The sequence below is a fragment of the Rothia sp. SCPM-O-B-18226 (M350) genome, assembly GCF_058213595.1.
Genome location: NZ_JBYQJS010000001.1, coordinates 286,523 through 298,235 on the forward strand (window position 1 = coordinate 286,523; position 11,713 = coordinate 298,235).

Sequence of the window (11,713 nt, forward strand, 5' to 3'; positions counted from 1 at the left end):
GCTGCCTGGAAAAGGTAGGCACCCCCAGCGCAGCGTCAAGAAAAAATGTGGCGCGCGGGAATAATACTCATTTCTTTCCGTTGAACTCTGTGAAGACATCATCATCTAAAATTCACAGGAGAATATTATGACCACCCCCGCTCAGTTGCACTTTGACATGGTCGTCATTGGCTTCGGCAAGGGCGGCAAGACTCTCGCCGGCGCATACGCCAAGACCGGTAAGAACGTTGCCCTCATCGAGCAGTCCTCAAACATGTACGGCGGCACCTGCATCAACATCGGTTGTGTACCCACCAAGGCGCTCGTACACCGCGCCGACGAGTTCCGCGCCAGCGGCGAGCGCACCATCGAGGAGGCAAACGCCGCCTACGAATCCGCCGTGGTTTTCCGTGACAAGCTGACCGGCATGATGCGCGCCAAGAACCGCGAGATCCTGCTGTCCAACGAGACCGCTAAGCTCATTGACGGTCACGCACGTTTCGTCTCCGACACCGAGGTTGAGGTCACCGCGGGCGAGGACACCCTGCGCGTTACCGCCGACTACTTCATCATCAACACCGGTGCCGTGTCGGTTATCCCGCCGATTGAGGGTATCCGCGAATCTGAGCGTGTGCTCACCTCCACCGAGTTGCAGAAGCTCACCCCGCGCCCCAAGCGCCTGGGCATTATCGGTGGTGGCCCCATCGGTGTTGAGTTTGCCGGTATTTTCTCCTCCTACGGTACCGAGGTGACCATTCTGGATGGCGCACCCGCCCTCTTCGGCCGCTATGACGAGGACGTTGCCCAGGTTGCCCGTGAAATTATTGCCGACCAGGACATTACCGCTCACACCGGCGTGCGCGTGCAGTCCTTCAAGGACGGCGCTGACTCGGTGACCGTGACCTACCTCGACTCCGAGGGCGCTACCCGGGAGCTGGAGGTGGACTACGTGATGGTTGCGACCGGCCGCAAGCCCGCCACCGAGGGTCTGGGCCTGGAGAACACCAGCATCGAAACCAACGACCGCGGCGCAATTGTCGTGGATGAGCACCTGCGCAGCACCGTGCCGAACATTTTCGCGCTCGGTGACGTGAACGGCGGCCCGCAGTTCACCTACATCTCCCTCGACGATTACCGCGTGGTGCTCTCCCAGCTGGTCGGTGACGGTTCCCGCTCCACTAAGGACCGTAAGGCAGTGGCTTCGACCATTTACATGAACCCGCCGCTGTCTTCCGTGGGTCTGACCGAGCGTGAGGCAATCGAGGCTGGCCACAAGGTGAAGGTCGCTTCGAAGCCGGTTGCCGCGGTTGCCGCGATGCCGCGCGCGAAGACCCAGGAGAACCCGCGCGGCATCATGAAGTTCGTGATTGACGCGCAGACCGACCAGATTCTGGGCGCCCAGCTGCTGGTAATCGAGTCCATGGAGGTTATTAACCTGGTGGCTCTGGCGATGCGCCACGGCATTACTGCTTCGCAGCTGCGCGATGAGATTTACACTCACCCCTCGATCACTGAGGGTCTGAATGAGGTTCTTGCCGTCGCGGCGCCCGTGAACTAGTTGAACTAGAATCGCGGCTGAATTCGCGGTTTGTATAGCGTTTCTGCTTGTCCGAGTGCTTCCCTGCCCGTTCCGCCCGTTGTGCTGTCAACGGGGGTGCGGGTGGGGAAGCATTTTTGTTAAGGCTCATATATACCTTGTACCTAAGCATGCCCTAAGATGGTTATGAGATAAGCGCAAGCTCACCGGTTGGGTGGTCAGCGCGAAGGGGCTCGGAGGCGAGCCTCACTCGCTGCTACACCCACCACAGCGCACCGCCTGCGCCGCGCATACAACCGAAAACCAAAGGCACGAACCGGGAGAATCATGGCACTGCCCAAAATTAAGCCCTACACCTACGTCGACCGTGAACACAGCAACCGCGTGAGCTGGCCTGTGGACCCCTCCCGCGCTGTACTGCTCGTGCACGACATGCAGGTACACTTCGTCCAGGCTTTCGAAGGCGCCAACCTGGGTGAGGGCAACGACAACCCGGACGCCCAGATTAACATCGCCATTCGGAACCTGCGCCGCCTCATTGACGCCGCCCACGCCGCCGGAATCCCGGTCTACTACACCGCGCAGCCGCCGCGCCAGAACCCCGAAGACCGCCGTCTGCTCATCGACTTCTGGGGCGACGGCCTGCAGAACGACGAGTCCGCCCGCGTGCTCGACGAACTGGCACCCACCGACCGCGACACCGTGCTGACCAAGTGGCGCTACTCCGCGTTCATGCGCAGCCCCTTCGAGGACCTGCTCAAGGAGTCTGGCCGCGACCAGCTCATTATCGGCGGCGTGTACGCGCACATTGGCTGCCTGACCACCGCCCTAGAGGCGTTCATGCGTGATATTCAGCCGTTTATGGTTGCGGACGCGCTCGCCGACTTCTCGGAGGAGGAGCACCGCATGGCGTGCGAGTACGCTTCGGGTCGTTGTGCCCGCGTGCTGAACACCGCCGATGTGCTCGCCGACCTGCAGGCCGCAGAAGATGCTGAGAAGGCTGAGGGCGCTGAGGAGGCGCGCGCGTGAGCTGGGTAATTGTTACCGGCGCGAACGGCGGTATTGGTGAGGCAACCGTCCACCAGCTCATCAAGAACGGTTATTCGGTGTTTGCGGCTGACCTTGCAGAGCAGCCCATTGCCTCCTTCGGCACCTACGGGGACGCAATCTTCCGCTACCGCGCCGTAGACGTTACGAGCGAAGAGTCCGTCATCGCCCTCGCCAACGATGTAGCGGCACTCGACGAACCCATCACCGGCGCGGTGCTCGCCGCGGGCATCGCCCACAGCCAGCCGCTACTGGAAACCAGCTTCGCCACCTGGAAGCGCCTGCACGCGGTCAACTCCGACGGCGTGTTCCTGTGCCTGCGCGAATTCGCGCGCATCATGATTGACCAGCAGGAGTCTGACCCGGCGAACAGTCGCTCCCTGGTGACGGTCGCCTCCAACGCGGCGCGTGTGCCCCGCGCGGAGTTTGGTGCCTACGGTGCATCGAAGGCGTCGGCGGCGCGCGTGAGTTCCAGCTTCGGTCTGCAGCTTGCCGCGCACGGTATTCGCGTGAACTCGGTCTGCCCCGGTACCACCCGAACCCCCATGGTGACCGACGCCTGGGAGGGGGAGGACCGCTCCGCCCTGCCGGTTGCCGGTAACCCGGAAACGTTCCGCCTGGGCATTCCGCTGCGCCGTATTGCCGACCCGGCGGATATTGCGGCGGTCAACGCTTTCCTCATTTCTGAGGCGGCACGCCACATCACCATGCAGGAGATTGTCGCCGACGGCGGCGCTACCCTCTAACGGCACCCCGCGTGTAATATACCCGCGCCCGCACTGCACTCTAAATGCTTCCGGCGCGAACCCCCACACCACTGATAGAAGTACGATGACGAACCTTCCCGACTTTATCTTTGCCACCGGCACCCGCGTTCTGCGTGCGTCCGGTGCGATGACCCCTGTCACCTTCGATAACGCCCTGGACGAGGCGAAACGTGCCGGTAGCGCCGTCGTGGGTCTGATTCCTTTTGACCCTGATATGCCCGCCTACCTCTTCGTGCCTGAACGCCTGGAGGAGCAGCAGGTGCCGGTCCCCGAGCACACCGTGAAGCTGGCCGAACCGGTGTCGGTGACCGGCCGCCAGAATGACCGGTTCCGTGCCGCCGTGGCGACCGCCGTGGAGCGCATGAAGGCGGGCGAGCTGAGCAAAATTGTGCTTTCGCGTGTGCTCACCGCCCGCTACGCACCCGGCGCTCTCAATCTGGAGGCGCTATACAACAACCTGCGTGCCCAGCAGCGTTCCGCATTCAACTTTGCGGTGCGCCTACCCGAGGGTGAGCGCGGCATGAGCGGAAGCTACCTGATGGGTGCCTCCCCGGAGCTGGTGTTCCGCACCGAGGGCCGCGCCTTCAAGACCCACCCGCTTGCCGGTAGCGCCCCGCGCATTGCCGAGCCCGGTAGCGCCGAGGACGAGGCGATTCGTGACCGCCTGTTCGCCTCGCCGAAGGACCGCCACGAGCACGCCTACGTCATCAACGATATTGCCGAGCGCCTGGCACCCATTGCCGAGGAGCTGAACGTGCCGCATGTGCCCTCGTTGCTGCAGACCCCGCAGCTGTGGCACCTGGCGACCCCCATCGACGGTGTGCTGAAGGAGGGGCTGACCTGCTTGGACGGTGCCCGCGCGATCCACCCGACCCCCGCGATTTGCGGTGCCCCCACCGAGAAGGCGCTGGAGCTGATTCGTCAGCTGGAGTCTTTTGAGCGCCGCTACTTTGGCGGTCTGGTCGGCTACATGGATGCCGAGGGTAACGGCGAGTGGGCGCTGGTGCTGCGTTGCGCCCAGGTCAGCCCGGAGGAGGCGGTGCTGTACGCGGGCGCGGGTATCGTGGCTGAGTCCGACCCGGAGCTGGAGCACACGGAGACCGGCACGAAGCTCGGTAGCTTTGGTCGCGCCCTGGGCGTGGATACGCTGGGCGAAGATACGCCCTAAGACTCTGCCACGAACGCCTTGACGAGGCAGAATAAAACGACTGAATACGATGACTGAATAAAACAGCAGAATAAAACGACGGAACGCGCTCGCTGTCATGGCGGGCGCGTTCCGTCGTTGTTGTTATGGGGGCGTGGCTAATCGGTCAGCAGACGCTTGAGTTCCAGGGGAGTGGCAACGGGCAGAAGCTGAGCCTCAACCTGCACGGGCTCACCCTGGGCTGGTTCACTCTGGGTTGGCTCACTCTGGGTTGGCTCACTATGGGCGGGGTTCTCAACCGCCAGGGCGATGAGCATCTTCTGCGCGTGCTCGGGGTTCTCCGCGTCGGGTAGCGCCACGGGTACCCACTGCAGGCTAAAGCTTCGCTCGATAGCCTCGCCGCCTTGATTACCGCCCTGATCGCCGCCGCCCTGAGCCGCGGGCGCGCTAAAGGTCGCTTGGGCGGTCAAGCTGTCCTGAGTCAGTACGCGCAGGGCGGTCGGCTCGGGGGTGCCACCGTCCAGAAGGTCACCCGGAACCTCCTCGTTCATGGCAAGTTCGAGCGCATCCAACAGCTCCTCGGTGAGCTGCACCCGAACCAGGGAGGGCACCACGCTCAGGCCGTGGCCGGTCGCCTTGAGCACCGCCTCCTTAGCGGTCCACAGCGCCACCGAGAGCAGGTGCAGTACGGGTGCGGGGCGTTCCTGCGCCACCCGCTCGTAGAACGTGCGTTCTTCATCGGAGAGCGCCAGACGCGCAAAACCGGAGAACAGGCGCGCATCCAGGGTCTCAACATCCACGCCGAGCACCGCCGAGGAGTTACGGCTAAAAGCACCCACGACCAACGGGTTTACCTGCGACATATTGAAGTTCACGCCCGCAATACGCGGCTTGCCGTGCTTCTTGCCGCTGGTGCACAGGGTGCAGGAACGATCCACCTCAATCTCAGAAGCGGCGCTCGACGGCACATCCAGACGAGCCGCCGCCATGGCGCGCATGAGTGCCTGAGTGCTCAGGTAGCTGACCGCCGCCGTGGAGGTCGGCAACTGCGCCGCATGCTGCTGCTCAGCAAGCCCCAGGTAGCTCAACCAGCTAAAACGCAGGGAACCGTACATGGTGCGGGTGGGAAGAGCGAAAATCTGCACGCGCTCGCTCGGACGGGCGGTAGGGCGCTCCGGGCGCTGTGCGCTGGGTGTTTCGGGGGCAGAATAGCTCATAGGTTTAGTGTACCCGCCCGGCATTACGGCAATTCGCGTTGCGAGGCAACTTGAGGTTGTCCACAGCGGCGACCGTGCGCTACGCACCCTCGCCGCCGGTGCGGTAAAGTCATCACAGACATCATTACGGACTGCCGCCTGCACGCTAGAGGGGTGGCAGCTTAGAAAGAAGGTACCGTGAACAGCACGCAAGAGATCATTGCCGCCGCAGACGGCTCGGCGCTGGGCAACCCCGGACCGGCGGGCTGGGCATGGTATATCGACGACGACCACTGGGCGAGCGGCGGCTGGGCGCACGGCACCAACAACATGGGTGAGCTCAAGGCTGTCCTGGATCTGTTCGAGGCGACCGCATCCCGCCCGGAGGCGAAGCTGCGCGTGTACTGCGATAGCCAGTACGTCATTAACTCGCTGACCAAGTGGATGCCCGGCTGGAAGAAGAAGGGCTGGAAGAAGTCTGACGGCAAGCCCGTGCTCAACCGCGATCTTCTGGAGGCGCTGGATCGGGCGCTGACCGGCCGCGACTACGAGTTTATTTGGGTGAAGGGCCACGCGGGTCACGAGCTCAACGAGAAGGCGGATTCCCTGGCGAATGGTGCTGCGCGCGCCTATCAGGAGGGCCGCGAACCCGCGTACGGCCCCGGCTTCGGCTCGCTTGCCTCCGGTCGAGAGGACGCCACAGCGCGGGTTGAAGCGGCTTCTGAAGCTACCGCCACGACCACGGCTTCCGAGGGTGAGCCTGCTGCCTCCGCGGATGCCCACCTGCCCGTGGAGGAATTCACCGCCGCCGAGATTGAGAATGCCCAGCGCGGTGTGGAGAGCCTGCGCCTGTCTGGCCTGCTGCGCCCCGCCTCCGCGGTGAACGCCCCCGACCCGGAGGCGGTTCGCACCCGCAAGGAGCAGCTGGCCCTCGCCGCAGAGCGTGCCGCCGAGCGCGATGCCCAGGCCCTGGTCCGCCAGCAGGAAACCGCCAACCAGGCCTCCGCCGCGCAGGCGGAAGATGAGGACGATCTGACCGGCCTGGAAGAGTTCGCCGGCCTCGACCCGAACGATGTGGATCCCGCCGAGCTGCTGGGCGAGGGCGCAGAGATCCCGGCACCCACGGAGACCCCCGGTTCCGTGCAGACCGCCGCGCCCGCTGTCTCCACCCCCGCTGTCTCCGAGCCCGCCACCCAGCCTTCCACGCGGCATGCTCCCGCGGCACCGCGTCCCGAGGATGCCGCCGCCGCCGAACAGCTATTGGAAAGCCGCGGCGCCGTTATGGACCCGGCTCAGCTGGACGCCCTGCTCCACGAGCGTCTGGTGTGGGTGACCGCCACCGGCAAGTCGGTTTCGCGTTCCTCGGTGTTGCAGTATCGAGAGCGCGCCTTCACCCAGCAGGGTGCGCCGGCCAAGCAGGGGGTTCAGCAGATTGACGACTCGAGCGTTCTGGTCATGGCCGCCGTGGCGACAGCCCGCGGTCGTGTGAGCCGCTCGAGCATCTGGCATTACGACGCTGAGCGCGGCCTGTGGCGCCTGCGTTTCCGCCAGGAGACCCCCGCCTCGTAGCGCCCACCCGGTAGCTCCCGGTGGGTTCGCCGCCGGCAACCCCGGGAAGAACCTCTGAGAAGAACCGGGAAAGAGAACGTGAGAAACCCGCTGCCCCTCGAATAGTGAGGTGCGGCGGGTTTTCCGTTGGTACGTCACGCGCACGGGGCCCATCCAGTGGTGGCGGGGCGTACCGGGTGCGGGCTGTCTAGCCCACGTTTAGCCCACGTTTAGCCCACGAACATCGAGGCGTTGGCCTGCTCAGTGTCGGCATAGTTGACGCCTGCGCGGGAGAGGGCCTCGTTGATCTGGGTGATGGATTCTTCGACCTGGCGCTGGGTAGCGTGCCAGTGATCCAGCACGCCCTGGAAGTTGGCCGATGCCGAACCCGTCCAAGAGCTCTGCAGGTCGTGCAGGGAAGCGGTCATGCCGTTGACATCCGCGGTGATGGATGCGACGTAGGACTTGGCCTGGGCGCTCTTGGCCGCGATGACCTCAGAATCGACGTTGAACTGTGCCATGGGTTTCTCCTTTGAGAGTGGTGGGCGGCGGGTTGCCGCCGGGAGGGTTTGCCCCGGGTTCTGAACTATCCCGAGTGCATGGCACCACTATATTCTTTCAAAATGCATTAAACTACCTAAAAATACCTCAATGAGAGAATCTGTGGATAAACCCTCCCGATTGCTTCCAACGCACCGAAAATTTCGAACGGAGCCTTCAGAATTCCGCTGAATATTGCGTTGGGCCCTTTGCGTAGCGTCCATCCGGCGGTGCGTCCACACCCGGTCGTGCCTGCCGGAGCCGACCGATTGAACCCTCCGGACACGAAGAAGCCCCCGAGCGTAAGGCTCGGGGGCTTCTTTGGGGCTTCTTCTGGGTTTCGGTACGCCGCTGGCTGCCGGAGACACGTAACCCGCTAGTTCAGCAGCTGCTCATCCGAGATGGGCGGCGGGTAGTAGGGTAGCGAGATGACGAAGGTCGCGCCGCCACCGGGGGTCTCTTCAATGTGGATTCGGCCGTCGTGCTGTTCGATGATGGCGGCCACGATGGACAGGCCCAGACCGGTGCCGCCGGTCTCGCGGGAACGCGAGGTGTCGGTGCGGTAGAAACGCTCAAAGACGCGCTCGCGATCCTCGCCGTGAATACCGGGGCCGTGGTCGCGCACCTCAAGGGTGGCCAGCGGGAATCCCGCAACCTCCTCGCGCACGCCCACCGCAATCTCCAGGGGCGTGCCGTCGGGGGTGTAACGCATCGCGTTGGTCAGCAGGTTCGCCACGACCTGACGCATGCGCGATTCATCGCCAAGCACCGGCGCGGAGGTGGGGGCAACATCGTCGCTGAGGCCCACGAGCGAAACCTCGCGATCGGGGGCCGTAGCGTAGGCGTCGTTGCTGGCGTCCACCGCCAGGTTAAACAGGTCGAAGGGTGCCAGCTTGGACTCTCTACGCTCGTCGATGCGGGCCAGTGTCAGCAGGTCCTCGACGAGCTGGCCCATGCGCTTGGACTCCGACTCGATGCGGCTCATGGCGGTGCCGACCGCCTCCTCGGTGGGAAGCGCGCCCTGGCGGTAGAGCTCCGAATAACCGCGGATACTCACCAGCGGGGTGCGTAGCTCGTGGGAGGCGTCGCCCACGAAGCGCCGCATCTTCGCCTCGCTCTTCTCTCGGGCTTTAAAGAGCGCCTCAATCTGGGCGAGCATGGTGTTCAGCGAGATGGCGAGGTTACCGATCTCGTTGTTCGGGTTGTAGTCCTCGATGCGCTGGGAGAGGTCGCCGGCGGCAATCTTGGCGGCGGTCTGCTCAACGCGCGCGAGCGGCTCGAAGGTGCGCGTCACAATCACCCACGTCATGGCGATGGCGGAAGCCAGGGTGGCGAGTCCAAACGCGAAGGTGAGCACGCCGACCAGGGCGACCACCTGGTTGGTCTGCTTGAGCGGCATCGCGATGATGAGGGAACTCGCCTCGGTCAATCCCGAGGAGTCGTTCGCCTCAATCGGCACGGCAAGCAGGCGCCAATCGGCGGAACCGCTGGAGGAGCCAACGGTCACGCCCTCCTCGTTCTGCTTGCGCACCTTCTCAGCGGTCCAACCGTTCAGGGTGGGTTCGCCGGCCTGCTCGTCGTGCTCGGAGCTGAGCGAGTACAGCACCTTGCCGTCCTTATCGAGCAGGTAGACGCGGTAGGTGCTGAGCGACCCCTCCTGCTTTCCGGAAGGTCGCACGGTGGCCAGCTGCACCAGTGCCGGTGCGCTGGTCTTCATCTCTTCGTCCAGCTGGTGCACCATCTGGGCGCGCAGAGCAGAGATAGCCACGAGGCTGGTGACGGCAATCGCCAGGGCGATGAGCATGGAGGTCACCAGCACCAGCTGCGTACGCAGGGAAAGCGAGAGGGGGATGCGATCGAGGGGTTTGAGCGCCACGTTAGCCTCGGGAACCGCGAATCATGTAGCCCACACCGCGCTTGGTGTGGATGAGCGGCTCGTGGTTTTCGCGGTTGTTGTCAATCTTGCGGCGCAGGTACGAGATGTAGGACTCGACGATCGAGGAGTCACCGTTGAAGTCGTACTCCCACACGTGGTCGAGAATCTGCGCCTTGGACAGCACACGGTTGGCGTTGAGCATCAGGTAGTGCAGCAGGTTGAACTCGGTGGGGGAGAGATCGATTTCTTCCTCGCCGAGGAATACCTCGTGGGTATCCACGTTCAGGCTCAGGTCGTCGACGCGCAGAACGGCATCGTCCTCGTCCTGGACGGTGCGGCTACGGCGCAGGATGGCGCGGATGCGGGCGATCACCTCGTCCAGTGAGAAGGGCTTCGTCACGTAGTCGTCGCCGCCGGCACCCAGGCCGGTGACCTTGTCCTCGGTGGCGTCCTTCGCGGTGAGGAAGAGGACGGGGACGGTGCTTCCGAGCTCGCGCAGGCGGCGGGTCACCTCGAAGCCGTCCATGCCGGGCATCATGACGTCGAGGACAATCAGATCGGGAGATTCGGTGTTGGCCTTCTCGAGGGCGTCGCGGCCGTTACCGGCGGTGACGACCTCAAAACCGGCAAAGCGCAGGGAAGTGGCGAGTAGTTCAAGAATATTGAATTCGTCATCAACGACGAGGAGCTTGGCTTCAGCAGACATACTCTTTATCTTTCGTTCTGAAGGGCAGGAAGGTGATCTGTCGGTGAGTAGAGAAATGCAGTGTGTGCAACGGTGTGTGGTTAGGCTTTAGAGCGCCGCAGAACTGCCAGGCCGAGCGCAACCATCAGCGCGATGAATGCGACGGGCAGAAGCACGAGCGGAATCTGGCTCATGACGGCGGGCGGGGTGGCCCCGGCCCACTTCATAAGGAGCATGACGATTCCGCTGAGCAGGCAGAGGAGGGCGAGAATACCGCCTCCCGCGCCCAGCCAACGAATGGCACGGGCGTAGGGCAGAGGCGCGGACGCCCGGTCTGAACTGCTGTGCTGGGTCTCTACGGAGGTGTTACTCATAAAATTAACCGTATCAGCTTGTGCCCAGCTCTCTGCTAGCAAAGCCCCAGAATCGGGGGTTTGGGCCCCAAATTCACAGCGTTTGTGAAGCTTAGAGGGCCTCCCGAGGTGTTCGTGTACGCGAGATGCTTTAATAGGGGTATGTCTGAACAGGTGAATGAACTGCTCCCCGAAACCGTGCCCGCCCCCGATACTCCCGCAGATGGCGCTCTGCCCGCTGCCGCCCCGGAGGAGGCCGAGACCTCGGTGGATGGTGCTGTACCTGAGGAAGTAGAGACCGCGCAGAAGATTGCGGATGAGGCCGCCGAGGAGAAGACCGAAAAGGTCGTCGAGGCCACCGTGGAGGCAGCCCTCACCGAGGCCGCCGAGGAAGCCGAATATTCCCGGACCCCCACTGATACTTCTAACGACCCTTTCTCCGCGCCGGCTGAGGACCCGGGCGAACCCTCCCTGGGCGTTCCGCACAAGGCCCGTCGCACCTCCAAGGTGGATGAGATCCTAGCGGCGGCTAAGGATGTAGCGCTGCAGGGCGTCCGCGAGATTACCCCCGACCACAATATTGGTCTGGTGCACCACGTGCGCCCCGAGGAGGAGCGCCTGAGCACCCACCTCTTCGAGTGCACGATGCCCGGGTACCGCGGCTGGTTCTGGTTTGCGATCCTCTCCCGTGCCCCGCGCTCGAAGGTCGCTACGATCTGTGAGGTGGGCCTGCTGCCCGGTGACGATGCGCTCATCGCCCCGGATTGGGTGCCGTGGGCTGACCGCGTGCGTCCCGAGGACCTGGATCAGGATTCCTCGTCCGATTCTTCGGAGGCACCCGCCGAGAAGAAAGCTGAGGAGAAGGCCGAGGGCTCTGAGGCCGCCACCGCAGCCTCCGAGGAGAGCGCGGAGAGTGCAGAAGAGGGTACCGAGACTGCACCTGCCGAGGCCGTTGAGGTTTCTCTGGATTCCGACCGGGACTCCGAGGGGTCTGAGGGCAGCGTCTCCGAGTAGAGCCACCACCATAGAGATTTAAGG

The 11,713-nt window shown here is 63.8% G+C and carries 11 protein-coding genes; 6 read left to right on the forward strand and 5 right to left on the reverse strand.

Features of this window, described 5'->3' with window-relative positions; all coding sequences use genetic code 11:
• The first annotated feature begins 127 nt into the window (after positions 1-127).
• The 4 genes from AC3E6W_RS01285 to AC3E6W_RS01300 all read left to right on the forward strand — a co-directional run bounded on the left by AC3E6W_RS01285 (position 128) and on the right by AC3E6W_RS01300 (position 4,498).
• Positions 128-1,537, forward strand: coding sequence for an FAD-dependent oxidoreductase (locus AC3E6W_RS01285; RefSeq protein WP_070679874.1), 1,410 nt, complete (start codon positions 128-130; stop codon positions 1,535-1,537).
• 306 nt (positions 1,538-1,843) lie between these two features.
• The gene (locus AC3E6W_RS01290; RefSeq protein WP_070679877.1) at positions 1,844-2,545 is read left to right on the forward strand and encodes an isochorismatase family protein; all 702 of its coding nucleotides are present in this window, start codon (positions 1,844-1,846) and stop codon (positions 2,543-2,545) included.
• Positions 2,542-3,309: an SDR family oxidoreductase gene (locus tag AC3E6W_RS01295; protein WP_294640545.1), complete on the forward strand. Its 768-nt coding sequence runs from the start codon at positions 2,542-2,544 to the stop codon at positions 3,307-3,309. The genes AC3E6W_RS01290 and AC3E6W_RS01295 overlap by 4 nt, the downstream gene beginning before the upstream one ends.
• Before the next feature lie 85 nt (positions 3,310-3,394).
• Positions 3,395-4,498, forward strand: coding sequence for an isochorismate synthase (locus AC3E6W_RS01300; protein ID WP_490652144.1), 1,104 nt, complete (start codon positions 3,395-3,397; stop codon positions 4,496-4,498).
• A 137-nt stretch (positions 4,499-4,635) separates the two neighbouring features.
• On the opposite strand, the gene AC3E6W_RS01305 is transcribed toward AC3E6W_RS01300, so the two are convergent.
• Positions 4,636-5,694 (reverse strand): 4'-phosphopantetheinyl transferase family protein, encoded by a 1,059-nt coding sequence (locus AC3E6W_RS01305; protein ID WP_490652145.1) that lies wholly within the window; start codon positions 5,692-5,694, stop codon positions 4,636-4,638.
• A 177-nt stretch (positions 5,695-5,871) separates the two neighbouring features.
• Between AC3E6W_RS01305 and AC3E6W_RS01310 the strand changes: the two genes are divergently transcribed.
• Entirely contained in the window at positions 5,872-7,242 is a 1,371-nt protein-coding gene (locus AC3E6W_RS01310) for an RNase H family protein (protein WP_490652146.1), read from the forward strand.
• Between the two features lie 209 nt (positions 7,243-7,451).
• Here the strand turns inward: AC3E6W_RS01310 and AC3E6W_RS01315 are convergent, their stop codons facing one another.
• The 4 genes from AC3E6W_RS01315 to AC3E6W_RS01330 form a co-directional block, all read right to left on the reverse strand.
• Positions 7,452-7,742 (reverse strand): WXG100 family type VII secretion target, encoded by a 291-nt coding sequence (locus AC3E6W_RS01315; protein WP_049331538.1) that lies wholly within the window; start codon positions 7,740-7,742, stop codon positions 7,452-7,454.
• 395 nt (positions 7,743-8,137) lie between these two features.
• Complete coding sequence (locus AC3E6W_RS01320; protein WP_070679889.1) at positions 8,138-9,637, reverse strand: sensor histidine kinase; 1,500 nt, start codon at positions 9,635-9,637, stop codon at positions 8,138-8,140.
• A 1-nt stretch (position 9,638) separates the two neighbouring features.
• Positions 9,639-10,343 (reverse strand): response regulator transcription factor, encoded by a 705-nt coding sequence (locus AC3E6W_RS01325; protein ID WP_049343156.1) that lies wholly within the window; start codon positions 10,341-10,343, stop codon positions 9,639-9,641.
• A gap of 80 nt (positions 10,344-10,423) precedes the next feature.
• Positions 10,424-10,696 (reverse strand): hypothetical protein, encoded by a 273-nt coding sequence (locus tag AC3E6W_RS01330; RefSeq protein WP_049331544.1) that lies wholly within the window; start codon positions 10,694-10,696, stop codon positions 10,424-10,426.
• Positions 10,697-10,837: 141 nt separating this feature from the next.
• Here AC3E6W_RS01330 and AC3E6W_RS01335 point away from each other — a divergent pair, with 141 nt between their 5' ends.
• Positions 10,838-11,689 carry a DUF3027 domain-containing protein gene (locus AC3E6W_RS01335; protein ID WP_490652147.1) on the forward strand — a complete coding sequence of 284 codons (852 nt, stop codon included), beginning with the start codon at positions 10,838-10,840 and terminating at the stop codon, positions 11,687-11,689.
• Positions 11,690-11,713 lie beyond the last annotated feature (24 nt).